This is a genomic window from Austwickia chelonae, assembly GCF_003391095.1.
Lineage (GTDB): Bacteria > Actinomycetota > Actinomycetes > Actinomycetales > Dermatophilaceae > Austwickia > Austwickia chelonae_A.
On the sequence record NZ_CP031447.1, the window covers coordinates 1,703,006 to 1,727,345 of the forward strand.

Below are 24,340 nucleotides of genomic sequence, written 5' to 3' on the forward strand. Positions count from 1 at the left end.
AGCAATATAGCTTCCTTGGAAGCTATGACGCTTCCTGGGAAGTGATATTTTGAGACGGTGACCTCCGGACCGGACCACGTCGATCGCATCCAAGCCGAATGGCGTCGGGAGCGTCCCGATATCGACGCTTCGCCGCAAGGCGTCTTCGGGCGCCTTTTCCGGCTCACCGCCGCCCTTTCCGCGCAGATCGTGGCGGTCTACGAATCACATGGACTCACCGAAGGCGAATTCGACGTGCTGTGTGCATTGCGGCGAGCCGGCGCACCCTATGAGCGGCAACCCGCCGAGCTGGCTCGGACCACCATGATCACCACGGGAGGGCTGACCAAGCGCCTGGACCGACTCGAAGCGGCCGGACTCGTCGAGCGCGCTCCCGCCACCTCCGGCGACGGGCGAGCCAAGACAGCGCGCCTGACCGCGGCCGGACTCTCCGTGATCGATGCAGCTTTCACTGATCACATGGCCAACGAAGTGAGGCTCATCGCCCTGCTCGAGCCCGAGGACCGGGCAGCTCTGGAAAAGGCGCTGCGAAATTGGTCGGCCGTGCTCGACGGCAACTCTTGAGCCGCCACATGCTGCGATAAACTGATCTGCTGTCGTGAGCTGCGGCTCCACGACAACTTCTACACCCGGTGATTCCTGCCGGATGATAGGTAGGCCAGGTGGGGCTTGAACCCACGACCGACGGATTATGAGTCCGCTGCTCTGACCGGCTGAGCTACTGGCCCCTACGAGAGCTGAGCCGATGGCCCCGTGTCTCGTTTCTCGCAGAGTGTAACCGGCCAGCTCCACAGAGCTGTCGACCGACCCCCGGTCTGGAGTGTGAAGACGGCCAAAGAATGGGGAAGGCCCGGGATCCACAGGGTGATTCCGGGCCTTCCTTCGGCCGCAACCACGGCCGACTGTCACACGATCACGCGTCTGCCAGGGTTAGACCGATCGTTGACAGCAGTTCATAAGGGGGGATCTTCGTCCCTCCCGATGCGATGGCGAGCAAGGCCGACGCGAGGCTGGCCATGGCGCTGGCCAGGATCAGTGGATCCTGGCCACTCATCTCACTGCGGAGTACGTCGACGTACTCGTTCACGCTGCAGCCACCATCCATGCTCTGCACGCGAGCCGTGAGAATGGCCATGGCGCTCTGCATGCCAGGAGCAGGCAGGTGTACGTGTTCGTTCATGAAATTTCCCCCAAAAGAAATCTTTACGCCGATCTGTCACGCGAATGCGTCCCACCGCATCGCAAGCAACCGGCTGTCTTCCCCAGTGGGAACAGTGAACTTTATTTGTTGGGCGTATGTCCAATTGCTTGTAGGACAGTCGTATTCGTCGAAGGAAGCGATTTCTCGAGGCGGATTGGATCGACGAGGGCCGTCCTGAGCAGGGGAAGGCTTCAAGTACGAGACCATGGGTGGAAAGTAAAGATGTGCGTAAAGTTCTTGTCAGGATTTCTTGGCGAGAGGGGTCGGCTGCGGCAGAATGGCCGCAAAACGCTTCTGGCTCAAGTGGAAGAGAGATCCAGCAAGCCAACTCATAAATGTATTTAAGAGCGAAGTCGACTTGGACATACGATCACCTATGTGGGAATTGCTCGGGCGTTGGGGAAGACGTCCTTCAGCAATACACAGGAGGTTCGGATGTCTATGAAGACGCGCTCTGCGCTGACCCAGGGCGTGGTGTACATCCACTCGACGCCGTCGTCGCTGTGCCCGCACATCGGATGGGCGATCGAGGCTGTTTTCGAGCAGCAGGTCGACATCGGATGGACGACACAGCCGCTAGGACGTCATCTCGTGCGGATGGAGCTGTCCTGGTCCGCTCCTGCTGGGACCGGCGCCCATCTCGCCAGCGCGTTACGCCGCTTCCGGACGATCCGTTTCGAGGTCGTCGAAGAACCCAGTGACGGGATCGACGGTTCGCGCTGGGCATACACCCCGTCGCTGGGGGTGCACCACACCATCGTCTCGACCACCGGGGACGTACTGGTCAGCGAGAACCGCCTACGAGCTGCACTCAGCTCCGGAGGACACGCCATGGTGCGTCGAGAGATCGAGATTGCCCTGGGGGAGCCCTGGGACCGCGAACTGGAGCCCTTCCGACACGCCGGTGACACCGGCTCGGTCAGGTGGCTGCACCGAGTGGGATAACCAGATCATCGACCGGGGAAAACCTGCCGAGCCGACGTTTCTAGGACGAGAAGCGAGGACGTGGGGCACCGGCGCCGACCACCGATGCCCCACAGCCTGCAGGTGCAGAGGTCAGCTGCACCGTCGGAAAGCGAGGACCACGTTGTGGCCTCCGAATCCGAAGCTGTTGTCCAAGGCGACGATCTCACCGGCAGGAAGCTCCCGGGGAGCGCCGGAGACAATGTCCAGACCGATCGCCGGGTCGGGATCGTCCAGGTTGAGCTGGGCGGGTGCTTTGCCGTCACGCAACGCGAGCACGGTGAAGAGCGCTTCCAGGGATCCAGCGGCTCCCAAGAGATGCCCGGTCATCGATTTGGTGGCGCTCACCGGGATCTGGGACGCAGCCGACCCCAACGCGGTGCGGATGGCGTTGGCCTCGGCGAGGTCACCCACCGGGGTCGAGGTGGCATGGGCATTGATGTGGGCCACATCGTCGGGGGAGATGTTTCCGGCGGTGAGCGCCCAGGAGATGGCTGCGGCGGCGCCGGCGCCCTCCGGTTCCGGTGCGGCCACGTGGTGGGCGTCGGTGGAGATCCCGGCGCTGACCAGTTCGGCGTAGATCGTGGCCCCACGGGCGACTGCCGATTCGTAGGACTCCAGAACCACCAAGGCAGCACCTTCACCGATCAGGAAACCGTCCCGGTTCAGGTCGTAAGGGCGTGAGGCTCTCTCAGGGTCGTCATTGCGGGTGGACAGTGCTTGCATGGCGGCGAACCCGCCGATGGGAAGGGGATGGATCGCTGCTTCCGTGCCTCCGGCGATGACCACGTCGGCACGCCCCTGACGAATCATGTCCAACCCCATGGCGATGCCTTCAGCGCCGGAAGCGCAAGCACTGACCGGAGTGTGACCTCCGCCTCGAGCGTTGAGTTCCAGGGAGACCGTCGCCGTGGGGCTGTTCACCAACAGCATGGGCACCGACAAGGGGAACACCCGTCGCGGCCCTTTGGTGCGCAGATTTTCCCACTGATCCACCAAGGTCTGGACTCCACCCACTCCCGAACCGATCGACACGGCAAGGCGTTCCGGAGCGACCTCGGGGCTTCCCGCATCGGCCCAGGCCTCTCGAGCCGCGATCAAGGCGTACTGGGCGCACGGGTCCTGCCTACGTTGCTCGACCTTCGTCAGCTTCTCCGAAGCCGGGACGGCCAAGGGCGCGCCGATCTTGACCGGTAGGTCGTACTCCGCCACCCACTCGTAGGGAAGCCGACGGGCGCCGGAACGGCCGGACAACAGCGCCTCCCAGGTGGACGGGGCGTCTCCCCCGAGAGGAGTGGTGGCGCCGATACCGGTGATGACGACGCGTTTGAGTGCGTGGACGGTCATGGATGACTCCTGCAGGGGCGAGCGGTCTCGGACAAGGGTCCGGGGCGGACGAAAGAAGAAGACGTGTCAGATTCGCATTCACGGCGGGCACCCGGAGTCGCGCAATCGTGTCGTCCGGGCGGCCCTGCTGCCGTTGTCGCTTGCCGCAGTCTCAGCCCTGTGCGGCGGTGATGAAGGAGACGGCGTCTCCCACCGTGCGCATGTTCTTGACCTCGTCGTCAGGGATGGTCACCCCGAACTTCTCCTCGGCGTTGACCACGATGGTCATCATCGACAGCGAATCGATGTCGAGATCCTCGATGAAGGACTTGTCCAATTGGACGTCGGCGGTGTCCACGCCGGTCTCCTCGTTGACAATGTCGGCCAGACCGGCGAGGACGTCCTGTGTGCTGATGGCCATGATGCGGTGCTCCTTAGTGGTGAGCGCATGTCCCCAGGAGGGGAGCGCTAGGGGATTCAAAAATATTGTCGAAGCGGCCGAATCACCCGTCGGCCAGCGGGGAGTCTCAAGGGAGGACGACCACCTGAGCCGCCCAACTCAGGCCAGCTCCGAAGCCGACCTGAAGAGCCAGGTCTCCACTTTTGGCCCGGCCATCCCGCAGGAGTGCCGCAGTGGCCAAGGGCACTGACGCCGCCGACGTATTCGCCATGTCGGTGATGTCGTCGGCGACGACGACCTTGTCCGGAAGGCCGATCCGTTTGGCCATCGCCTCGATGATCCGCGTATTGGCTTGATGCGGGATGAAGACGTCGAGGTCGTCGACCTGGACGCCGGCATTGGCCAAGGCCTGCTCACACACCGGACCCATCCGGGACACTGCCCAGCGGAAGACCGAGGGGCCTTGCATGTCGATGAACGGCCAGGGAGAAATATCGGTGCTTTCTGCTTCCGGCTCGTCTCCCGCGCTCGACGAGAGGCCGAGCGATGTCGGCGCATGGCGACGTTGAGTTTCCGTCCAGCTGACCGACTGAGTGATCAGCTGGTGCCCGCTTCCGTCGGAACCCCAAGTGGTCACACTGATTCCTGGAGTCTCCGAGGGGCCTACGACGGCGGCACCAGCGCCGTCTCCGAAGACGAAGGCCGTGCTTCGGTCGGAGAGATTTCGGTAATCGGAGAGCTTCTCGACCCCGACGACCACTACATGCCGGGCCCGGCCTGCACGAATCAGATCATCGGCATTGGCGATGCCATAGCAATACCCTGCACAGGCTGCCGACAGATCGTAGGCACCGGCCTCACTGGCACCCAGCCGGTGAGCGATCAATGGTGCGGCAGCAGGTGTCTGCCATGGATGAGTGATGGTCGCGCAGATGACGGCGTCGACATCATCGCCGGACAGCCCCGCCTGCTCGAGGGCAACTTGCGCAGCTGCTGTCCCCATGTCCACCGCGGACTCATGAGCCTCGGCCTGACGCCGCTGCCGGATACCCGACCGAGACCGGATCCACTCGTCAGAGGAATCGATGTGTTCACACAACTCGACATTGCTGATGACCCGGTCCGGGCGGTAGTCGCCGACTCCGAGAATCCGGGTGAATTCAGGACCACGTACGGTGCGAACCGTCCTCACGCCATCGCCTTCGCCCGGTGGCGAGCAATGAGAGCTCGGGCGTCGTCGAGATCCTCAGGAGATTTCACCGCGACACATTCCACGCCCTTCATAGCCCGCTTGGCCAGGCCGGTGAGCGTACCCGCTGGAGCCAGCTCGACGAGCCCGGTCACCCCAGCAGCGAGCAAATTCTCCATCACCTTGTCCCAACGCACCGGGCGCACAACCTGCCCCACGATGAGATCGAGGATCTCAGCCCCATCCCGCACCGGTTGACCGGCACGATTCGACAGGAAAGTGAGTCGAGCATTCTGCGGGGTGATTGCTGCTGCGGCCTCTTCCAGCGCAGTGAGCGCCGGCCTCATCCACTCGGTGTGGAAAGCTCCCGCGACATCGAGTGGAATGACCCGGGAACGTGCCGGAGGCTGCCCCGCCAATTCCGCAAGCTGTTCCGCTGTGCCGGCCGCGACCACCTGGCCAGCGCCATTGATATTTGCCGGGGTCAGCTCGCACCGACCCAAAGCTGCGGACACCTCCTCCGGGGCACCGCCGAGCACAGCGCTCATCGAGGTCTTTCGCAATACAGCAGCCGCAGCCATGGCGCGGCCCCGCGTGCGGACCAGATGCATGGCCTGGGCAGAGGAGAGCACCCCGGCCACGGCAGCCGCCGTCAGCTCACCCACAGAGTGCCCGGCCACCACATCGGCAACCTCGAACAGTGCAGAAAAGCTTTCCTGGCCTTGGTCGACCAGAAGCGGAGCAATCAACAAACCGGCCGCGACGATCAATGGTTGAGCCACCGCAGTGTCCCGGATAGTGGCCGCATCGGACACCGTGCCGTGCAGCCTCAGATCAAGTCCGGCTTCCGACGAAAGTCGATCCAGACGCGCCGCCACGCCAGGCATCTCCAACCACGGAGTCAGGAAACCGGGGGACTGGGAGCCCTGTCCAGGGCAGACGATTGCGAGCACGGGCACCAGCCTGTCGCAGAGAGCACATTGTCTGCAGCCAGGACACCAACAGGAAGCAACTGAACTTTTTGTTGCCTTCCTACAAGGGTGTGGTGGTGAGATCTCCACTTTCCGCGAGTCTGCCTACGGCAAGAGCCATCTGCACCACCTGGGCCTCACGTGGATGCGTCAGGTCGTACCCGGTGATCTGAGCGACCCGGCCAAGACGGTAACGAACCGTATTCGGATGCACGAAAAGCGATCTCGCAGCAGCTTCTAGGGCTCGGCCGCAGGCGAGATAAGCGGTGCACGTTTCTAACAGTGCCCCTCCACCGGAATGGGCCAACGGCTCGTAGACCCGGCACACCAGTTCATCCCGAGCCTTGTCGTCACCGATGAGCACTCGCTCTGGCAGCAGCTCAGCGCTCGAGACCGGGCGCGGAACTTCAGCCCAGGCCGGAGCAGCCCGTAGCCCTGCCGCAGCGGAACCCGCGGATACACCTGCCAGATGCAGCCCCGCGACGATCGGACCGACGACCACCGGGCCGGGTCCGAAGGCTTCGACCAAAGCCATCGTTACCAGGTCGATCTCGCGGATTGCTCCGATGAAGAGCACCAGCCGATTCCCCTGGGTCGACACCAGGAGCTCGACCTCTAACCTAGCCGCCAACACCCGCAGCCGTTCGATGTCATGTCCATCACGGTCGAAAGGAACCGACCCCATCATGACGGCGACATTCTCGACCTGGTCCCAGCCCAGAGCGGCGGCTCGGCTGGTGACCAGATCGCTGCCCTCATCGCGTAGGACGGCATCGACGATCAAGGATTCCAGGCGTGCATCCCAGGCGCCTCGAGCCTCTGCCGCACCGGCGTAGACCTGCGCTGCCGCAAAAGCGATGTCTCTGCTGTAGCGCAGGACCTCTTCCCTCAGCGCGCCTTCTTCGCCGGGCATCGCCAATTCGGGGATGTGGTCCTCGACCACGTCCACCACAGTGCGTAGCAGGTCCAGTGTCTGGCGCAGGGACATCGCTCTGGTCAACGCGCGAGGAGCCGTGGTGAAGATATCCGCAGTCGCGTCCTCCCCCCGCTCAGCGTTGACATACCAGGAGACGAAAGCTGCGAAACCAGCTTGGACGGCAGTCCCGACCCACGCCTTCTCCTTGGCGGAGAGCGCTTTGTACCAGGAGAGGTTCTCCTCCATGTGTCGGTAGGCAGCAGTGGTCAACCAGCCTGCTGACCGTTCGACCGCTCGGATGGTTCCTTCACTCGCACGTTCCAAGCTCACCGCATGAGTTTAGGCAGAGTGTTGTGCGAACACTACAAGGCCGGGTTCTCCGTACGGAGAACCCGGCCTTGGTTCGTGCTGTCACTTCAGCTCAGCGTCATAGCTGAACTCAAGCGTCGCCGCCTGCGTTACCGGAAGTGCCTGCGGTGACATCGAGCAGACGGTACTTCTCGGCTGCGGCCTGAGGCAGCTGCGGGTCGACCTTGCCCTGCTCGGCGAGGAGCTGGAGCGCGCGCACTGCCATCGACGGACCGTCGATGTGGAAGTAGCGGCGAGCAGCCGGTCGGGTGTCGGAGAAACCGAAACCGTCAGCACCGAGAGCAGCGAAGTCACCGGGAACCCATGGTGCGATCTGGTCCTGGACCTGAGTCATGTAGTCGCTGGTGGCGACCACCGGACCGGACCGGTCGGCCAGACACTGGGTCACGTAGGGAACCTGCGGGGAATCCGACGGCGTGAGGAAGTTGACCTCGTCGCAGGCCAAGGCTTCGCGACGCAACTCGTTCCAGCTGGTCACCGACCAGACATCGGCTGCTACTCCCCAGTCGCTGCGCAGCAGATCCTGTGCTTCCAGCGCCCACGGCACACCGATACCTGAGGCGAGCAGCTGTGCCCGGGGGGTCTGCGACTCGTCTGCGCCATCGGGGACCTGGCCCTCCTTCAGGAGGTACATGCCCTTGAGGATGCCGTCGACATCGACGTTCTCCGGCTCGGCCGGCTGGACGATCGGCTCGTTGTAGACCGTCAGGTAGTAGATGACGTCCTCGGCGTTCTCGCCGTACATGCGACGCAGGCCGTCCTGAACGATGTGGGCGATCTCGTAGCCGTAGGCCGGGTCGTAGTGGACGATGGCCGGGTTGGTCCCTGCCAGGACGGGGGAGTGCCCGTCCATGTGCTGCAATCCCTCACCGGCCAGCGTCGTACGACCAGCCGTGGCACCGATCAGGAAGCCGCGGCTCATCTGGTCGGCAGCGGCCCAGATCGCGTCGGCCGTGCGCTGGAAACCGAACATCGAGTAGAAGACGTACACCGGGAGCATGGGCTCCCCGTGCGTCGCGTACGAGGAACCGACTGCGGTGAACGCGGCCACCGATCCGGCCTCGTTGATGCCCAGGTGCAGCATCTGGCCCTGGGGCGATTCCTTGTAGGCCAGCATCAGCTCGGCGTCGACCGAGGTGTAGTTCTGCCCGTGCGGGTTGTAGATCTTGCTGGTCGGGAAGAAGGAGTCCATCCCGAAGGTCCGCGCTTCGTCCGGGATGATCGGGACGACTCGCTTGCCGAACTCCTTGTCCCGCATGAGCTCCTTGAGGAGGCGGACGAAGGCCATCGTGGTGGCGACCTGCTGCTTGCCGGAACCCTTCTTCACCGCAGCGTAGGCGGAGGCGTCGGGCAGATGGATGGTCTCCTTCTTGACCCGGCGCTCCGGCACGGAACCGCCGAGCTTCTGCCGCAGCTCCATCATGTAGTCGATGCGCTCGTCGTCCATCCCGGGGTGGTAGAACGGCGGGCGGTACGGGTCTGCTTCGAGCTGTTCGTCGCTGATCGGGATGTGGAGAGTGTCGCGCAGGTCCTTGAGGTCCTGGATGGCGAGCTTCTTCATCTGGTGGGTGGCATTACGCCCGGCAAAGTGCTCGCCGAGGGTGTACCCCTTGATGGTCTTGGCCAGGATGACCGTCGGCTGCCCGGTGTGCCGGACGGCGCGGTCGTAGGCAGCGTAAACCTTGCGGTAGTCGTGTCCACCGCGCTTGAGCTTCCACCAGATGTCCTCGTCGGACCATTTGTCGACCATTTTGAGGGTGCGACGGTCGCGTCCGAAGAAGTTGTCCCGGACGAACTTACCGTTGTTGGCGCGGAAGGTCTGGTAATCCCCGTCAGGGGTGTTGTTCATGAGGTGCACCAATGCGCCCTGCACATCGGCGGCGAGCAGTTCGTCCCAGCCCCGGCCCCAGACGCACTTGATGACATTCCATCCGGCGCCGCGGAAGTAGGCCTCGAGCTCCTGGATGATCTTGCCATTGCCTCGGACCGGTCCGTCGAGACGCTGCAGGTTGCAGTTGACGACGAAGGTCAGGTTGTCGAGCTCCTCGTTGGCGGCCCACTGCAGGGCGCCGCGGCTCTCGACCTCGTCCATCTCGCCGTCACCGAGGAAGGCCCACACACGCTGTTCGCTGGTGTCCTTGATCCCGCGGTTGTGCAGGTACTTGTTGAACTGCGCCTGGTAGATCGCATTGATCGGGCCCAAGCCCATCGAAACCGTCGGGAACTGCCAGAACTCCGGCATCAAGCGGGGGTGCGGGTAGCTCGGTACCGCCTGGACCTTGCCGTCGACGACGTGGCTGTGTTCCTGGCGGAAGCCGTCGAGCTGGGCTTCGCTCAGCCGTCCTTCCAGGAAGGCGCGCGCATACATTCCAGGCGAGGCGTGCCCTTGGAAGAAGACCTGATCGCCGCCGCCGGGGTGGTCCTGCCCGCGGAAGAAGTGGTTCAAGCCCACTTCGTACAGGGTCGCAGCAGAGGCATAGGTCGAGATGTGTCCGCCGACGCCGACGCCGGGTCGCTGCGCGCGGTGCACGAGGACCGCGGCATTCCAGCGGATGAGACGACGGAAAGCACGTTCTTGGTCTTCGTCGCCGGGGAACCAGGGCTCGGCTTCGACGGGAATCGTGTTCACGTAGTCGGTCGTGGTCAAGGAGGGCACGCCGACATGCTGCTCACGCGAATGCTGCAGCAGACTGAGCATGATGTATCGGGCTCGCTGCTCACCCTTTTCCTTGATGAGCAGGTCGAGTGCCTCAAGCCATTCCTGCGTTTCCTCGGGGTCGATGTCCGGGAAACGACTGGGCAGGCCGTTGATAATAGGGCCGGCGTCCTCGATCGGCACGTGGGGTCCTTCCTCCAGCAAGATTGGCGTCAACCCATCCTCGCACCTATTGAGGACAAAGGTCACATGCGGGTTGGGCGACGGACGTGCTTGAAGTCGTCCGATGAGGGCACGACGCGCCACTATGAACCTAGTGGTGCTTGCAGAATTGGCTGTGAACAGATGAACTTAACGTCACGACAGAGACCGGCATCGACAGATGCCGCAGGTGAGGGAGGTGTCCGCGTGGGCCAGACCGCGGCCAATGCCAGTGCGGTGGCCAAGCTCGGCTTTGCGCCGAAGCAGGTGGTGCTGGAGTTGGGTTACGACGACGACGTTGACGACGAGCTGAGAGATCAGATCGAAGACGTTCTCGGAGTGCCCTTGGAGGACGAGGACTACGGTGACGTGGTGGACGCCGTCCTCTTGTGGTGGAGGGATGACGACGGCGATCTGACGGATGCGCTGGTCGATGCCCTCACGACGTTGGAGGACGAAGGTTTCATCACATTGCTCACCCCGAAAGTGGGTTTGCCCGGGGAGGTCGATGCGAGCGATGTCGCAGAAGCGGCCTCGACCGCAGGCCTACAGGCAGCTGCCAGCCTGAACCTCACTCAGCATTGGTCGGCAACACGACTGGTGACCCCCAAATCCGGGCGGCGCTGACTACGTTCCCCCTGATGAGGCCGGGTGACTCCTTGACGGTGTCCCCTGTCTCGTCCGGGGTTTCTGGCACAGTGGACTTATGACCGTGGTGCCTTTCCGGGCTGGTGCGCATGCACCGGATTTCGTGCTCCCTGATCAGTTCGGGCGCCCGACGAGTTTGTCGCGTCTGGTATCTGATCGAGCGGTGCTCCTGGTCTTCTTCCCTTTCGCTTTCTCCGGGATATGTACTGGTGAACTTCGCGAATTACGGGACGAACGTGATCGATTTGACAACGATCTGGTTCACCCTGTGGGTCTTTCCTGCGACCCTGTGCATGCTTTACGTGCCTGGGACGACGCAGAGGCCTTCTTCTTCCCGCTGTTGAGCGATTTCTGGCCGCATGGGGCGGTTGCTGATGCCTATCAGGTGTTCGACGCACTCTCCGGATCCCCCTGCCGGGGTACTTTCCTGATCGATCAGGATCTGCGGATCCGGTGGTCCAGCATCCAGGAGATCGCTTCCCGCCGGGATTTCTCCATGGTCGATGTCGCCGTGGAGCAGCTCGTCCACGAGCGTTGACCGGTCCGACCCCACCGGTCTGATAGTGACTGGGATCACTTCTACCCGAGTATTATTCGTTCTGGACGACTGTTGCAGTCCACGCCAGGATGGGGCAATGGTCGATTCGATGTTGGCAGCGCGTTTCCATGCGGCGGAGAAGGTCACCCGGCTCGAGGAGGTACCTATCCCCAGGCCTGGTCCCGGGGAAGTTCTCATCGAGGTCGCCTACTGCGGCATCTGCCATTCGGATATTTCTCTGATCGATGGTCATTTCCCGGCGTTGCTGCCAGTGGTGACGCAGGGGCATGAGGCGTCCGGGACGATCGTCGAGGTCGGCACCCAGGTCTTCGGGTGGTCGGTGGGGGATAAGGTCATCCCGGCCGCAGGCCAGGCCTGTCTGCGCTGTCGCGCTTGTCTGCGTGGGGCGTTGGCGAGCTGTTTGGACAAACGGCTGATGGCCTTTGCCTACGACGGTGCCTGGGCCAAATATCACGTCGCCAAGGCGCCTGGTCTGACCCGAATCCCGGAGGGCGTGCCCATGGAGCACGCGGCGCTTCTCGCGGATGCTGTGTCGACTCCGTATGCGGCGGTGGTCCGCACCGCCCAGGTCAGCCTGGGCGAGTCGGTGGGGATCTGGGGGCTGGGTGGAGTGGGCAGCCATCTGGTGCAGCTGGCCAAGCTTGCTGGAGCCATGCCGATCATCGCGGTCGATATCGACGACCATGCGCTGGAGCGGGCTCTGCGGCTCGGCGCAGATGCGGCACTGCGTAGTGACGACCCCCAGCTGGGCAGCCAGATCGCCGAGCTGACCGGCGGGCGGATGCTGGATGTCGCTTTCGATGCTGTCGGGATTCCGGCGACCTTGCGGCAAAGTGTGGCCTGGCTGGACACAGAGGGACGCGCGGTCAGCGTGGGGATGAGCGACGCGGAGATCGAGATCGGTCCGATCCTGGACTTCAACCTTCGGCGTAAGCGGCTTCTGGGGCACCTGGGATATCAGACCCAGGATGTCGCGGTGCTGGCTGAGATGGTGCGCCGTGGACGCCTCGACCTCAGCGAGTCGGTCAGCTCGATCATTGCCCTGTCTGACATCCAGGACGGGATCACCGCTTTGCGGGAGAGGAAGGGAAACCCCATCCGGATACTCGTCCAGCCATGACCAGTGCTTCCTGAAAAGTCTTCTCGAAGTAACTTATTGGAGTTACGAACTCGGGCTTTTGCGGCGTCGCGGCAGACACGGAACCTGGACTGAGACACCCGCGCGAGGTGGGCGACTTCGCAGTGGAGGCCGATGGCTGGCACAATGGGCCCACCCGCCGGAGCAGTTCGCCGGCAAGGGCCTGTAGCTCAGTTGGTAGAGCACCGCGTTTACACCGCGGGTGTCGTCGGTTCGAACCCGGCCGGGCCCACATGAACGACACACCGGGTTTTTCCCTAGGAGTGCCGGATGATGAAGCGGATGTTCTGCTGTGTGACGTTCTGAAAGTTCTGGAACGTCTCTACCCGGCGGAGACCGCTCAGTCCTGGGACCATGTCGGTCTCGTTACCGGGGACCTTCAGCAGCCGATCCGTTGTATCCATTTCGCGGTCGACCCGACGACGGCGGTGATCCAAGAGGCGCAGGAAGCGGGTGCCGATCTGATCGTCACCCACCACCCCCTGCTGATGCGAGGAATCCACGGCGTAGGGACGAATACGGCCAAGGGGGCTGCGATCACCTCGCTGATCGTCTCGGACATCGCTCTCTTCGCCGCGCACACCAATGCCGATGTCGCCGAGCCTGGTGTGTGCACCGCACTGGCCCAAGCCTGCGGCCTGCTCGAGAGCGAGCCGTTGACCTTCGAGGAAGGTCGCGCGATGGGACGTTTCGGGCGTCTCAACGAATCGGTCTCATTGCGTGACTTCGCAGCGAGACTGTCCTCGGCGTTGCCCAGCACACCTGTCGGAATCCGTGTGGCCGGCCGACCAGAGGCACCGGTGACCTCGGTGGCAGTACTGGGCGGCGCAGGAGATTCCTTGATCGAGGCGGCACGGCGGCGAGGAGCTGACGTCTACGTCACGGCTGACCTGCGTCACCATCCCGTCTTGGAAAGTCGTGAAGAATCACGTGGGGGTACGCCCTATCTCATCGACGCAGGCCATTTCGCCACGGAATGGCTGTGGCTCGAAGAAGCAGCCCGTCGTGTCACTGCCGGGTTGGGAGACCGTGGCAGGAACGTCGAGACCTATGTCAGCAGGATCGTGACGGACCCATGGACCTTCGTGATCGGAAGCAGCGAGCCCGAGGCCGTCCCGGGCCAGGAGGGAATGAGCGAGTGAAAGCCGACCATACACACCAGATGCGTCTGTTGGATCTGCAGGCACTGGACACACGGTTGGCTCAGATAGCGCATCGCCGTGCGCGGCTGCCCGAGCAGCAGGTGCTCGCTGCCGCATCGGCCGAGAAAGCCTCCGCAGATTCCGATCTGGTGCGCGCTCGCATGCAGCAGTCAGACGTTCGGCGCGATGTTACGAAGGCTGAGGAAGACGTACAGCTCGTTCGGGACAGGGCTGCTCGCAACCAGGCTCGCCTGGACAGCGGCAATGGTTCACCCAAAGAGCTGCAATCACTTCAGCATGAGCTCGACTCCCTGAGTCGGCGTCAGAACGTCCTCGAGGAGGAACAGCTCGAAATCATGGAGCGGGCTGAAGCCGTCGATCTCATGGTGGCTTCCCTCGAAGCTGAATCCGCTCGTTTCGAGCATTCTGTTCGCGAAGCCACTCGGGTGCGGGACGCTGCCTTGTCGGTCCTGTCCGTCGAGGCGGACGAGCTGGAACAGAAACGGTCCGCGATCGTACCGACCGTCGATCCGGCCCTGATCAAGCTCTACGAGAAAGTTCGGGCACAGACCGGAATGGGGGCCGCAGCTGTGGTCCATCGTCGTTGCGAAGGATGCCGGTTGGAGCTTCTCGGAGCGGACATCGAGAGGGTTGCCTCTGCTGCGGCAGATGATGTGATCCGATGCGAAGAGTGCGGGCGCATCATGGTGCGTACAGCTGATTCTGGTCTGTGACACGCTGCATGCTCATCGTCGAAGCGGACGGAGGGTCCCGCGGTAACCCTGGAACTGCGGGCTATGGGGCCTTGGTTCGAGAGGCGGAAACCGGGCGCCTTCTTCGGGAACGTGCAGAACCACTGGGTAGAGCCAGTAACAATGTTGCTGAGTACTCTGGTCTCATCGCTGGCCTGCAGGCTGCCGAGGACGTGGACCCATCTGCTGACGTCGATGTCAGGATGGATTCCAAGCTGGTCGTAGAGCAGATGTCCGGCCGGTGGAAGATCAAACACGAGGACATGCGTCGACTCGCCGATGAAGCGCGCAAGCTGGTTAGCGCACGAAAATCTGCGGGAGGGACAGTCCGGTTTATCTGGATCCCTCGGGAGAAGAACAAAGCTGCAGACGCCTTGTCGAATGTGGCCATGGACGGGAAGAGCGTCGACCGCTCCTACTCCTCCCACGAGCAGCTCGAGGAGGACCTTCTGCTCGAAGGCTCTCCAGCTATCGAAGATGTTGCTGTGCCACAGGCTGAAGGTCGGAGCTCTGCGGCTCAGTCGGCCCGGGACGCCGTTCGCGCACGCAGGTTCGCTGAACCCGATCTGGCTTCTCCAACTCGCGTTCTTCTGGTGCGGCACGGAGTCACAGAATCGACCCGTCAAGGGCTCCTTGACGGTCGGGGCGGTAGCGATACTCCGCTGACCGCTGAAGGCAGACAGCAAGCTGCGCTCCTTGCCAAGACCTTGCACAATCTGTTTTCCGGCGAGCCTGTGCAGGTCGTATCGTCCTCGTTGGCTCGTGCTCAGCAGACCGGAGCTGTGATCGCTGCGGAGCTCGGTGCATCTCTGAACGTCGATAACCGCTGGGACGAACAGCACTTCGGCGACTGGGAAGGATATAGCGTCGCGAAGGCTTGCGGTGAGGACGGTGCAGCCTACGAAGCTCTACGCTGCGATCCCGGCTATGCACGTCCTGGTGGAGAATCCCGATCCCAGCTGTCGGCTCGAGTCGTCGAGTCCTTCGAGGAACTTGTGTCTGACGAAGGTGCGCAGGGCCAAATCCTGATCGTGGTCAGTCACCGTGCAGCCATCCTGACCATGCTCGACCACATCCTGGGTCTGAGCTCACCTTGGTCGTTGACCTTGGCCCCGGCCTCGCTGACGAGTCTGCGTCATTGGCAGGACGGCGGGTGCGCCGTCGACATCGTCAACGACACCCACCATCTGCATCTTCCTTGATCGAGGAAACGACGTCGACCGCTCTGCGTTCTTCCTGAAAGATTTCAGACTGGTCGGTGTACGTCCAAGGTCCAGGACTGTCGAGGCCGCGCCTGCGAGATCAGCTCTACGTCGAAATCGCCCGCCAGCTGGGCTGCCAGATCGATCGGCGTCTTAGCATCGATCCCGGATGCACAGATCGTTCGGGCTACGAGGCCACGGGTGTGTTTGGCTTGGTGGGAAGCTCCTGGCACGCGAACATGAACCCACCTTTCTGCGAGTTCTGCGGTGACCGGCCACGCGGTCTGGTAGATCGCTGATCTGCAGTCCACGATGACACCTCGAGCAGCGACAGGCGTCAGGGCTTCTTGCAACGGGGTCCGCCACAGCTTGGCGAGTTTTGGCATCCCTGGCAGCGCGACTCCCATAGACAAGCGATACGGAGCAACCTTGTCGGTCAGCCGCAGAGCCCCGTAAAGAGCTGAGGCGATGACAATCCATCGTGTTGCACGGTTTCGACCCGCCGTGTCGAGAGATTTCAGGTCCAACGCGTCGTACAGCACCCCGGAATACAACTCCGAGACCAGCGAGGCAGGGGCTTCTCCGAGCCGAAGGTTACGTGTCAATTCGTCCTTGAGCGATATTCCTAGCTTCAACAAGGACAAGGCATCAGGTCGTGCACTGGCTTCAGCCAGTGTGGCAAGGACGTTCTCTCGGGTATGCGTGAGTGAGGGAAAGGACAGCTTGGCGAGGTCCATGGGTTCTCCTCGCAGTCTCTCGGTCTTCCCTTCCGAAGGCGGTAGCAGGATGAGCACGTCGGACATGCTACGTCGTGGTACGGGGGTGTTTTTCCGGGCTGCAAGGATGGGCCTTATGACAGCGGGACGACAAGAAGATGAGAAGGGTTCCACGACCGGTCGCATCAACCGCGCAAGACAGCGACGTCCTCAAGGTCTCGTCCGCGCGACTCATGAGCCGATGGCGTCCCGTATAGCGCGACAGGCTTCGCCTCGTTGGCGGGAGACGATCGCAGAGCTGGCTTTTCCTGCGGTGGTGGCTACTGACCTGGACGGAACATTGCTCAACTCTCAAGGGGTGGTTTCGCCCTTCACCCGGCGGATCTTCGAACAATACGTCGCTGCTGGTGGCACCCATGTGATGGTGACCGCGCGTCCGCCGCGGTGGCTGTCCGCAGTGGTGGACATGGTTGAGCCCGATGGAGTCATCTTGTCGGGTAATGGAGCTTTCGTCGTCCATGCAGGCTCGGGCGAGGTGGTCGATGCACAGGTTTTTTCACCGGAGGAAGCTGGACAGGTCGTCCGTTCGCTTCGTCACGCTTTGCCTGGGGTCAGTTTGGCCGCCGAGACAGCCGAGAACATCGTGCGTGACGCCGCCTTTATCACTGACATCGGTGATGACTCAGGCACAGCGGTAGATGAACTTGGCAGGTGGCTTGCTTCGGGACAGGCGCGTTCCGTCGGGAAAATCATCGGCCGATGCCCTGGCCTTGACCAGGAGACCCTGTACCGTACGGCGGGGGAAGCTGTCGGTACCGATGGCTGTCTTGCTTATTCGGGAGCTGTCGGACTGTTGGAAATCACCGCGCCGGAAGCCACGAAGTCTCGAGCTCTACGTGAATGGTGCGATCAGAGGGGGTTTTCAGCTCCGCAGGTGTGGGCCTTCGGGGATATGCCCAACGATCTGTCGATGCTGACCTGGGCAGGGCAAGCTTTCGCTCCTGCCAACGCCCACCGGAAGGTGACCGAATGCGTGACAACCATAGTCCCTCATCATGATGATGATGGTGTGGCGCAGGCAGTGGCTGAGGCGTTGCGGACACGGTCGTCCGTGGGGTGACCGTACGCGTACACTGGTGACGCGGATGAGTCGGCCAGGCGGTCGCGTCGGCAGCCACCCCCGACCATGGTCGGTAGGGTCTGCCGCCGAGGAACGTCCGGGCTCCACAGGGCAGGGTGGTGGCTAACAGCCACCCGGGGTGACCCGCGGGACAGTGCCACAGAGAACAGACCGCCTGTTCTCCTCCGGTGGTCCGGAGAAGAACAGGTAAGGGTGAAACGGTGCGTGTAAGAGACCACCAGCACGCCAGGTGACTGGCGTGGCTAGGTAAACCCCACCCGGAGCAAGACCAGACAGTGCGCATTTGAGGGCTGCCCGCCCGAGTGCACGGGTAGGTCGCTAGAGGTGTCTGGCAACAGCCACCCGAGATGGATGACCGCTCACGACAGAACCCGGCGTACAGGCCGACTCATCCGCCTGGCCTGCACGCCGGTTCCTCAAGTCCATGGGAACTGAACCTTTTATCGGACGCATCACCACGAGGTGTGACGCGGACGCCCTTCGTCGTAGCCAGCAGCTCCCTGAAGCCCGACGACTGCCTGGTTATGGAAATCTCCGATTGAAGTGGCCCCGGCATAGGTGAAGGCGCTACGTACTCCGGAGACGATCTGGTCCAGGACGTCCTCGACTCCAGGACGTTGTGGATCCAAATACATCTTGGAGCTGGAGATGCCTTCCTCGAAGAGCGCCGAGCGTGCCCGGGAGAAAGCATCGGCTTCCCTCGTCCGGTTACGCACCGCTCGTGCAGAAGCCATCCCGAAGCTTTCTTTGTACAGGCGGCCGTTGGCGTCACGGATCAGATCCCCGGGTGATTCGTAGGTTCCTGCGAACCACGATCCGATCATGACGCTGGCTGCCCCTGCTGCCAGCCCAAGGGCGACATCGCGGGGGTATTTGACACCGCCGTCGGCCCACACGGTGGCACCGCATTCCTTGGCAGCGGCTGCACACTCCAGCACAGCAGAGAATTGCGGCCGCCCCACTCCGGTCATCATGCGAGTGGTGCACATCGCGCCGGGCCCTACCCCGACCTTGATGATGTCGGCACCGGTCTCCGCGAGATCCCGCGCTCCCTGCGCGGCTACCACGTTCCCTGCTGCGATCGGAATACGACGGCTGGTCTGCGCGGCGTGTTCGTCCCTGGCCTGCCGCGTGAGAGCCAGAGCTTCCAACATGCGGCCTTGGTGGCCGTGAGCTGTGTCCACGACCAGGACATCGACGCCGTAGGAGAGCAGACGGGAGGCTTTCTCGGCCACGTCGCCATTGATACCTACCGCTGCTCCGACCATGAGGCGACCCTCTGGGTCAAGCGCAGGGGAGTAGATCGTGGACCGGAGGATGCCCTTCCGGGTGAGAACACCGAGGAGTTGGTCGTTCTCGACGACAGGCGCCAGGTCGAGATGACGGACGCTGAGTTCGTCGAAAGCAGCACGCAGATCCGTATCGGGGGAGAGCGTCACCAGGTCATGGCTCATGACCTCGCCGACCGTGGCGAATCGATCCACGTCTTCGCAGTCGCTTTCGGTGACGACACCCACCGGACGTCCGTCGTCGACGACAACAGCCGCGCCGTGTGAACGTTTACCGATCAGAGCCAGCACCTCCGCAACAGGTGCTTGGGATGTGATGACGATCGGGGATTCGAAGACGTGATGTGCAGCCTTGACCTCGGTCACGGTCTGTTCCACCGCTGACGAGGCAATGTCCTGGGGAATGATCGCGATTGCGCCGCGTCGTGCCACTGTCTCGGCCATGCGCCGCCCGGCGACTGCCGTCATGTTCGCGACGACGACGGGAACCGAGGTGCCTACTCCATCAGGAGTGGTCAGGTCGACATCGAGCCGCGAGGCCACCTCCGATCGAGAGGGAACCATGAAGACATCGTTGTAGGTCAGGTCGTGCTCAGGCTTCTGCCCGTTGAGGAAATCCACCTGATCATGGTAAAGGCTTACCCGAGTAGCGTTCCTTTTAACGCAGGTCAGAAGCTTCTTCTCCGGCGAGAGCGGTTTCTTTCTTCCGTTGGATGTTTCCGCCGCTTTAGGCTGAGGGGATGCTGGTGACACATCTGGGGCACTCATGCCTGCTCGTGGAGATAGCGGATCAGCGCATTCTGATAGATCCGGGGACCTTCACATCCGGTTTCGAAGAGCTCACCGACCTTGATGCCGTGCTGGTGACCCATCAGCATCCAGATCATCTGGATCAGGAACGCCTCCCTCAGCTGCTCCGAAGGAATCCTGATGCGAAGCTCCTGACCGACCCGGAGACTGCGGCCCAACTTCGTGAGCACAAGTTCGATGTCGAAGAGCTTCCTTCTCGTCAGTCGTGGGGATTCGGCGACGCCCAGGTGGAAGCTCATCTCGGCGCCCACGCCGTGATCCATGAGGACATCCCCCGGATCGGCAACACCGGGCTCAAGATTTTCGTACCGGGAGAAATATCGCTCTTCCATCCGGGAGATGCATTGGACATCGACCCTGGTGCGGTTGATGTCGTCGCACTTCCTGTCAACGCTCCCTGGTGCGCGATGAAGGAGAGTATTGATTTCGTGCGGAGGCTTGCACCGAAAGCTTTCGTTCCCATCCATGACGGATTGCTTGCGCAGCGGGGACGGCAACTGTATGTCGGACAGATCGACCGGTTGGCCGGTGAAGAAATCTCCCTCTGTGATCTGGCCGAACGTGGCCCGGTCGACCTGGCCGTTCTGAGCTGATCGACCGGGCCACGGCTCATGCCGTGGCCCGGCTCCGTTGGACAGCGAACCACGCAGCACCCACGATTCCAGCTGAATTACGCAATGCAGCCGGAACAACAGGGGCTTTCAGCTCGAGACGGGGCAGGAACTTGTCTGCACGGCGGCTGACTCCTCCTCCTACGACGATGAGGTCGGGGGAGAGAAGCATCTCGATATGGGAGAAGTACCGCTGCAACCGTTCCGACCACTCAGGCCAGTCGAGATCCTCCCGGTCCCGGATGGCTGCGGAAGCCCGGGTCTCCGCATCATGCCCGTCGATTTCCAGATGCCCCAGTTCAGTGTTGGGCACGAGGCGGCCGTCGACCATCAGCGCGGTACCGATGCCGGTTCCCAACGTAGCGAGAAATACCGTGCCAGGAGCATCTTTGGCGGCCCCGTAGTGCATCTCGGCGACTCCGGCAGCGTCGGCGTCGTTCAGGACACAGACAGGCCGTTTCAGCCGCTCACTGAAGAGGCGCTCGACATCGACGCCGATCCATGACTTGTCGATATTCGCAGCTGAGTGCATGACCCCGCGACGCACGATTCCGGGGATGGTGACCCCGACCGGAGAATCCCCGGTCTGTGCTTCGAATGCTTCCGCGACCTGAGCCACTACTTCGGCGACAGCGTCCGGGACGGCCGGCTGAGGGGTGTCGATCCGGAGGCGCTCGATTGTCAGCGCGCCTGTCTCAAGATCCACCGGCGCACCTTTGACCCCGCTGCCACCGATGTCGATACCGAGAGGGTGTGTGAGCATGACCATCATTGGTCCTTTCTACGGCGCCGGCCGAAGCCGAGCAGGGTGGGGCGAGCAGGATCAGGACAAGGTGAGGACCTCGGCCCCGCCTCCGGTCACCAAGATGGTGTGTTCGAACTGTGCCGAACGGCGCAGGTCAGCAGTGACGACGGTCCAGTCGTCCTCCCACAGGTTCCAATCCGGTGTTCCGAGGTTCAGCATCGGTTCGATCGTAAAGGTCATCCCCTCTTCGAGCACCGTTGCATACTCGGGAGCTGCGTCATAGTGCGGAACGATCAAGCCGGAATGGAAGACCTCTCCGATGCCGTGACCGGTGTAGTCACGGACGACGCCGTACCCAAAACGTTTGGCATAGCTCTCGATAACCCGGCCGATGACATTGAGTTCCCTGCCCGGTCGAACAGCCTTGATCCCTCGACGCAAGGCCTCCTGGGTGACTTCGATGAGCTTGGTCGACTCATCATCGATCTCCCCCACGGCGAAGGTGGCATTCGTATCGCCGTGGACGCCATGGATGAAGCAGGTGACGTCGAGGTTGACGATGTCTCCTTCTTCGAGGGGGCGATCGTCCGGGATGCCGTGACAGACGACCTCGTTGACCGAAGTACACAATGACTTGGGGAAACCCCGATAGTGCAGGGGAGACGGATAAGCGCCGTGATCGCACAGGAACTCGTGGACGATCCTGTCCAATTCGTCGGTAGTCACACCGGGAGCGACCGCAGCACCCCCAGTTTGAAGCGCCTGAGCGGCCAGACGACCCGCGAGACGCATCTTCTCGATGGTCTCCGCATCCTTGATCTCATTTCCTTCGAAAGGAGCTGGAGCAGGCTTGCCGACATATTCGGGTCGGGCGATCTGGGCCGGTACTGGACGCGTGGCTCCGACTCGTCCAGGCTGTAAGGGGGAGAATTCGGGGGTGCTGGGCATGGTGGCGATTGTGCCAAAGAACATGCCGGGCTCGTGCATCGTGAGGTCTGCCGTGCACGCAGGATCAGGGGGACTCTCCGGCTAGCGTGAGTCCGATCTGCCATATCTGCAGCGAAAATGACGGCCGACGCACGCCATTGGACGCCCGCTGTCACGAGGAGGATACATGTCGTACTGGTACAACCTGAGGACAGGTCAGGTCGAACAGGACCCGAACACCTCTCGGAAAGCTGACCTGATGGGGCCCTATGGGGATGCCCAGTCGGCTGCGCGCGCCTTGGAAAAGGCTCGTGAGCGCACTGCGGCCTGGGACGAGGAAGATCGTAGAGCCGCAGAACGGGACGGCGAAGAGGGGCCCGAGGGCCTGCTGGGCAAGCTCTGGCGTTGAGAACGACTTGAAAGCCGGAGGAAGGCACCGGCTACGAACCGGCGCCTTCCTCTCCGGACGGTTATCTCAGATCTGAGTGAGACGGTGCATCGCAGCGTCCCAGCGCCGGGTCAGGTCGTCTCGATCCATCTCGCTGGTGAGCTGCTCATGGCGCAGGGTCAGGAGAGTTCCCTCACCCTCAGGCTCCATCTGAAGGTCGACCATGGTTTTCGGTGCGTCCGCGTCAGCATGCCAGGAGACACGGACCTGCTGCTCTGGATGATAGCTACGGGTGACGCCGTATGTTCCGTCGGTGGCATGCCAGGAATCTCCTTTGCCGCCCAACATGGCACCTTCGCCCAGGAAGGCCTCGACACCTTCCTTCTGGGTCAGCCGTTCCCACACTTCTCCAATAGGGCGGGGGACGTGCTGGACGACCTGGATGGAATCGGTCGGCTTGGCGTCGGCCTCGGCGATCTCGTTCGGAAGAGTCATGTCGTCTCCTCAGATCAATGTCCGCCGGGCAGGTCGCCACGGCGGGAACTGCGCGTGTGATCACCTCATCACTTTCCGGGCTCAGGCACAACGGGTTCGGCGAGTTCTGCTGTCGAACGGCATGTTTTCGAGTGCGCTTGTCACCGAATCATGTCCGCATCGTGGCGGAGTCATCGGAAAGTTCTGCCGATGAGGCGACCTCGCTGATGCCCTGGCAGGTCTGGATGGGGCAGGATCGAGTCATGGATCGTCAGGAGGAGTTCGTCCTGCGCACCCTCGAGGAGCGCGACATCCGCTTCGTGCGGTTGTGGTTCACCGATGTCCTGGGGACGTTGAAGTCGGTGGCAGTGGCACCAGCCGAGCTGGAAGGCGCTTTCGAGGAAGGCCTGGGCTTTGACGGGAGTGCTATCCAGGGATTCGCCCGAGTCACCGAGTCCGATATGCTGGTCAAACCGGATCCTGGGACTTTTCAGATCCTTCCTTGGCGGGACAGCCCTCCTGGAACTGCGCGTATGTTCTGCGATGTTCTTCTCCCTGATGGCTCACCCAGCCTGGCCGATCCGCGGTATGTCCTGCGTCGAACCTTGGCCAAGGCTGCTGACATGGGGTTCAGCTTCTACACCCATCCAGAGATCGAATTCTTCCTCTTCCGCGCAGACACCGACCCGGGGCATCCTCCGGTACCGATCGACCACGCAGGCTACTTCGATCACGCAGCTCACGCCGCAGGGCAGGACTTCCGTAGGCGAGCCATCACCATGTTGGAATCGATGGGGATCTCGGTCGAGTTCAGCCACCATGAGGCGGCACCTGGGCAGAATGAGATCGACCTGCGGTATGCCGACGCGTTGTCGACTGCGGACAACATCATGACCTTCCGCACCGTGATCAAAGAGGTCGCGCTTGAGCAGGGAGTCTTCGCCTCTTTCATGCCCAAACCTCTGCAGGATGTTCCTGGCTCCGGGATGCACACCCACCTGTCGCTTTTCGAGGGAGACAAGAACGTCTTCTACGAGGCTGGATCCCGTTATCAGCTGAGTAAGGTCGCCAGGCAGTTCATCGCCGGGATCCTCCGACACGGCGCTGAGATCACTGCGGTGACCAATCAATGGGTCAACAGTTACAAGCGGCTCTGGGCCGGAGATGAGGCGCCCGCCTACTTGTGTTGGGGGCACAACAACGGCAGCGCCATGGTCCGAGTGCCCATGTACAAGCCGATGAAGGGCAACAGCACCCGGATCGAGGTGCGTTCTCTCGATCCGGCTTGCAACCCTTACCTCGCTTTCTCTGTCCTCCTGGCCGCCGGGCTGAAGGGAATCGAGAACGAGTACGAACTCGGAGAAGAGGCTGAGGACGATGTCTGGAGTTTGACCTCGGCGGAGAGAGCCGCTCTGGGGATCGAACCGCTGCCGACATCGCTCCATTCAGCGATCTCGGTGATGGAACGCAGTGAATTGGTCGCGGAAACCTTGGGTGAGCAGATCTTCGAGGTCTTTCTGCGTAACAAGCACGCGGAGTGGAAGGAGTATCGGGCCCAGGTCACCCCGGTGGAGTTGAACCGTCTGCTGCCTGTGCTGTGAGTCCG

The 24,340-nt window shown here is 62.4% G+C and carries 24 protein-coding genes, 2 tRNA genes and 1 other RNA gene; 14 read left to right on the top strand and 13 right to left on the bottom strand.

Translation table 11 applies throughout. The features are described from left to right. Window positions 1–57 precede the first annotated feature (57 nt). Entirely contained in the window at window positions 58–564 is a 507-nt protein-coding gene (locus tag DX923_RS07380; RefSeq protein WP_116113781.1) for a MarR family winged helix-turn-helix transcriptional regulator, read from the top strand. Window positions 565–654: 90 nt separating this feature from the next. Here the strand turns inward: DX923_RS07380 and DX923_RS07385 are convergent. Together DX923_RS07385 and DX923_RS07390 are read right to left on the bottom strand one after the other, a co-directional pair. Next, window positions 655–728, bottom strand: a tRNA-Ile gene (locus DX923_RS07385). Window positions 729–913: 185 nt separating this feature from the next. After that, window positions 914–1,180, bottom strand: coding sequence for a hypothetical protein (locus tag DX923_RS07390; RefSeq protein ID WP_006502042.1), 267 nt, complete (start codon window positions 1,178–1,180; stop codon window positions 914–916). A gap of 456 nt (window positions 1,181–1,636) precedes the next feature. Between DX923_RS07390 and DX923_RS07395 the strand changes: the two genes are divergently transcribed. Beyond that, window positions 1,637–2,146 carry a DUF3145 domain-containing protein gene (locus DX923_RS07395; RefSeq protein ID WP_116113783.1) on the top strand — a complete coding sequence of 170 codons (510 nt, stop codon included), beginning with the start codon at window positions 1,637–1,639 and terminating at the stop codon, window positions 2,144–2,146. A gap of 111 nt (window positions 2,147–2,257) precedes the next feature. On the opposite strand, the gene DX923_RS07400 is transcribed toward DX923_RS07395, so the two are convergent. From DX923_RS07400 to aceE, 6 genes are all read right to left on the bottom strand, one after another. Next, on the bottom strand, window positions 2,258–3,511 hold the full coding sequence (locus tag DX923_RS07400; RefSeq protein ID WP_116113785.1) for a beta-ketoacyl-[acyl-carrier-protein] synthase family protein: 1,254 nt from the start codon (window positions 3,509–3,511) through the stop codon (window positions 2,258–2,260). A 151-nt stretch (window positions 3,512–3,662) separates the two neighbouring features. Beyond that, entirely contained in the window at window positions 3,663–3,911 is a 249-nt protein-coding gene (locus tag DX923_RS07405) for an acyl carrier protein (protein WP_116113786.1), read from the bottom strand. A gap of 106 nt (window positions 3,912–4,017) precedes the next feature. Further along, on the bottom strand, window positions 4,018–5,082 hold the full coding sequence (locus DX923_RS07410; RefSeq protein ID WP_116113788.1) for a beta-ketoacyl-ACP synthase III: 1,065 nt from the start codon (window positions 5,080–5,082) through the stop codon (window positions 4,018–4,020). Beyond that, window positions 5,079–6,032: an ACP S-malonyltransferase gene (locus tag DX923_RS07415; RefSeq protein ID WP_162872839.1), complete on the bottom strand. Its 954-nt coding sequence runs from the start codon at window positions 6,030–6,032 to the stop codon at window positions 5,079–5,081. The genes DX923_RS07410 and DX923_RS07415 overlap by 4 nt, the downstream gene beginning before the upstream one ends. Before the next feature lie 79 nt (window positions 6,033–6,111). Further along, entirely contained in the window at window positions 6,112–7,296 is a 1,185-nt protein-coding gene (locus DX923_RS07420) for a PucR family transcriptional regulator (RefSeq protein WP_240322794.1), read from the bottom strand. Window positions 7,297–7,405: 109 nt separating this feature from the next. Beyond that, the gene (aceE, locus tag DX923_RS07425; protein WP_116113792.1) at window positions 7,406–10,174 is read right to left on the bottom strand and encodes a pyruvate dehydrogenase (acetyl-transferring), homodimeric type; all 2,769 of its coding nucleotides are present in this window, start codon (window positions 10,172–10,174) and stop codon (window positions 7,406–7,408) included. A 225-nt stretch (window positions 10,175–10,399) separates the two neighbouring features. On the opposite strand from aceE, the gene DX923_RS07430 reads away from it, so the two are divergent. From DX923_RS07430 to DX923_RS07460, 7 genes are all read left to right on the top strand, one after another. Next, window positions 10,400–10,819: a DUF3052 domain-containing protein gene (locus tag DX923_RS07430; RefSeq protein ID WP_116113794.1), complete on the top strand. Its 420-nt coding sequence runs from the start codon at window positions 10,400–10,402 to the stop codon at window positions 10,817–10,819. A gap of 79 nt (window positions 10,820–10,898) precedes the next feature. Beyond that, complete coding sequence (locus DX923_RS07435) at window positions 10,899–11,378, top strand: redoxin domain-containing protein (protein ID WP_116113796.1); 480 nt, start codon at window positions 10,899–10,901, stop codon at window positions 11,376–11,378. Between the two features lie 97 nt (window positions 11,379–11,475). Next, entirely contained in the window at window positions 11,476–12,519 is a 1,044-nt protein-coding gene (locus tag DX923_RS07440) for a zinc-binding dehydrogenase (RefSeq protein ID WP_116113797.1), read from the top strand. Window positions 12,520–12,696: 177 nt separating this feature from the next. Beyond that, window positions 12,697–12,769 (top strand) — tRNA-Val (locus DX923_RS07445). 1 nt (window position 12,770) lies between these two features. Continuing rightward, window positions 12,771–13,679, top strand: coding sequence for a Nif3-like dinuclear metal center hexameric protein (locus DX923_RS07450; protein ID WP_116113799.1), 909 nt, complete (start codon window positions 12,771–12,773; stop codon window positions 13,677–13,679). Beyond that, window positions 13,676–14,413, top strand: coding sequence for a zinc ribbon domain-containing protein (locus DX923_RS07455; protein ID WP_116113801.1), 738 nt, complete (start codon window positions 13,676–13,678; stop codon window positions 14,411–14,413). Before DX923_RS07450 ends, DX923_RS07455 begins: the two co-directional genes overlap by 4 nt. 8 nt (window positions 14,414–14,421) lie before the next feature. Beyond that, the gene (locus tag DX923_RS07460) at window positions 14,422–15,633 is read left to right on the top strand and encodes a bifunctional RNase H/acid phosphatase (RefSeq protein WP_116113803.1); all 1,212 of its coding nucleotides are present in this window, start codon (window positions 14,422–14,424) and stop codon (window positions 15,631–15,633) included. Between the two features lie 44 nt (window positions 15,634–15,677). On the opposite strand, the gene DX923_RS07465 is transcribed toward DX923_RS07460, so the two are convergent. Beyond that, a complete protein-coding gene (locus DX923_RS07465; RefSeq protein ID WP_240322796.1) occupies window positions 15,678–16,370 on the bottom strand; it encodes a peroxide stress protein YaaA in 693 nt (230 codons plus the stop codon). 220 nt (window positions 16,371–16,590) lie between these two features. On the opposite strand from DX923_RS07465, the gene DX923_RS07470 reads away from it, so the two are divergent. Beyond that, complete coding sequence (locus tag DX923_RS07470) at window positions 16,591–17,469, top strand: HAD family hydrolase (RefSeq protein ID WP_162872840.1); 879 nt, start codon at window positions 16,591–16,593, stop codon at window positions 17,467–17,469. Window positions 17,470–17,495: 26 nt separating this feature from the next. Continuing rightward, window positions 17,496–17,885: RNase P RNA component class A (gene rnpB, locus DX923_RS07475), an RNA gene on the top strand. A gap of 57 nt (window positions 17,886–17,942) precedes the next feature. Here rnpB and DX923_RS07480 read toward each other — a convergent pair. Continuing rightward, window positions 17,943–19,400 carry a GuaB1 family IMP dehydrogenase-related protein gene (locus tag DX923_RS07480; RefSeq protein WP_116113807.1) on the bottom strand — a complete coding sequence of 486 codons (1,458 nt, stop codon included), beginning with the start codon at window positions 19,398–19,400 and terminating at the stop codon, window positions 17,943–17,945. 119 nt (window positions 19,401–19,519) lie between these two features. On the opposite strand from DX923_RS07480, the gene DX923_RS07485 reads away from it, so the two are divergent. After that, complete coding sequence (locus tag DX923_RS07485) at window positions 19,520–20,182, top strand: MBL fold metallo-hydrolase (protein WP_116113809.1); 663 nt, start codon at window positions 19,520–19,522, stop codon at window positions 20,180–20,182. Between the two features lie 16 nt (window positions 20,183–20,198). On the opposite strand, the gene ppgK is transcribed toward DX923_RS07485, so the two are convergent. Beyond that, the gene (ppgK, locus tag DX923_RS07490; protein ID WP_116113811.1) at window positions 20,199–20,972 is read right to left on the bottom strand and encodes a polyphosphate--glucose phosphotransferase; all 774 of its coding nucleotides are present in this window, start codon (window positions 20,970–20,972) and stop codon (window positions 20,199–20,201) included. A gap of 51 nt (window positions 20,973–21,023) precedes the next feature. Continuing rightward, window positions 21,024–21,893, bottom strand: a complete 870-nt coding sequence (gene map / locus DX923_RS07495; protein WP_116116219.1) for a type I methionyl aminopeptidase — start codon at window positions 21,891–21,893, stop codon at window positions 21,024–21,026. Between the two features lie 166 nt (window positions 21,894–22,059). On the opposite strand from map, the gene DX923_RS07500 reads away from it, so the two are divergent. Then, window positions 22,060–22,281 (top strand): methionine aminopeptidase, encoded by a 222-nt coding sequence (locus DX923_RS07500; RefSeq protein WP_116113812.1) that lies wholly within the window; start codon window positions 22,060–22,062, stop codon window positions 22,279–22,281. A gap of 66 nt (window positions 22,282–22,347) precedes the next feature. Here the strand turns inward: DX923_RS07500 and DX923_RS07505 are convergent, their stop codons facing one another. After that, window positions 22,348–22,755 carry an SRPBCC domain-containing protein gene (locus tag DX923_RS07505; RefSeq protein WP_116113814.1) on the bottom strand — a complete coding sequence of 136 codons (408 nt, stop codon included), beginning with the start codon at window positions 22,753–22,755 and terminating at the stop codon, window positions 22,348–22,350. Window positions 22,756–22,997: 242 nt separating this feature from the next. Here DX923_RS07505 and DX923_RS07510 point away from each other — a divergent pair, with 242 nt between their 5' ends. Continuing rightward, on the top strand, window positions 22,998–24,335 hold the full coding sequence (locus DX923_RS07510; protein WP_116116220.1) for a glutamine synthetase family protein: 1,338 nt from the start codon (window positions 22,998–23,000) through the stop codon (window positions 24,333–24,335). Window positions 24,336–24,340: the final 5 nt, after the last annotated feature.

Bases quoted from the DNA above. Each gene is read 5' to 3' on its own strand.
- DX923_RS07390 (WP_006502042.1), bottom strand. From the start codon at position 1,180: ATGAACGAACACGTACACCTGCCTGCTCCTGGCATGCAGAGCGCCATG.
- DX923_RS07405 (WP_116113786.1), bottom strand. From the start codon at position 3,911: ATGGCCATCAGCACACAGGACGTCCTCGCCGGTCTGGCCGACATTGTC.
- DX923_RS07505 (WP_116113814.1), bottom strand. From the start codon at position 22,755: ATGACTCTTCCGAACGAGATCGCCGAGGCCGACGCCAAGCCGACCGAT.
- DX923_RS07510 (WP_116116220.1), top strand. From the start codon at position 22,998: ATGGATCGTCAGGAGGAGTTCGTCCTGCGCACCCTCGAGGAGCGCGAC.
- ppgK (WP_116113811.1), bottom strand. From the start codon at position 20,972: ATGATGGTCATGCTCACACACCCTCTCGGTATCGACATCGGTGGCAGC.
- DX923_RS07450 (WP_116113799.1), top strand. From the start codon at position 12,771: ATGAACGACACACCGGGTTTTTCCCTAGGAGTGCCGGATGATGAAGCG.
- DX923_RS07435 (WP_116113796.1), top strand. From the start codon at position 10,899: ATGACCGTGGTGCCTTTCCGGGCTGGTGCGCATGCACCGGATTTCGTG.
- map (WP_116116219.1), bottom strand. From the start codon at position 21,893: ATGCCCAGCACCCCCGAATTCTCCCCCTTACAGCCTGGACGAGTCGGA.
- DX923_RS07465 (WP_240322796.1), bottom strand. From the start codon at position 16,370: ATGGACCTCGCCAAGCTGTCCTTTCCCTCACTCACGCATACCCGAGAG.
- DX923_RS07500 (WP_116113812.1), top strand. From the start codon at position 22,060: ATGTCGTACTGGTACAACCTGAGGACAGGTCAGGTCGAACAGGACCCG.
- DX923_RS07440 (WP_116113797.1), top strand. From the start codon at position 11,476: ATGGTCGATTCGATGTTGGCAGCGCGTTTCCATGCGGCGGAGAAGGTC.
- DX923_RS07485 (WP_116113809.1), top strand. From the start codon at position 19,520: ATGCTGGTGACACATCTGGGGCACTCATGCCTGCTCGTGGAGATAGCG.
- DX923_RS07470 (WP_162872840.1), top strand. From the start codon at position 16,591: ATGGCGTCCCGTATAGCGCGACAGGCTTCGCCTCGTTGGCGGGAGACG.
- DX923_RS07400 (WP_116113785.1), bottom strand. From the start codon at position 3,511: ATGACCGTCCACGCACTCAAACGCGTCGTCATCACCGGTATCGGCGCC.
- DX923_RS07460 (WP_116113803.1), top strand. From the start codon at position 14,422: ATGCTCATCGTCGAAGCGGACGGAGGGTCCCGCGGTAACCCTGGAACT.
- DX923_RS07395 (WP_116113783.1), top strand. From the start codon at position 1,637: ATGTCTATGAAGACGCGCTCTGCGCTGACCCAGGGCGTGGTGTACATC.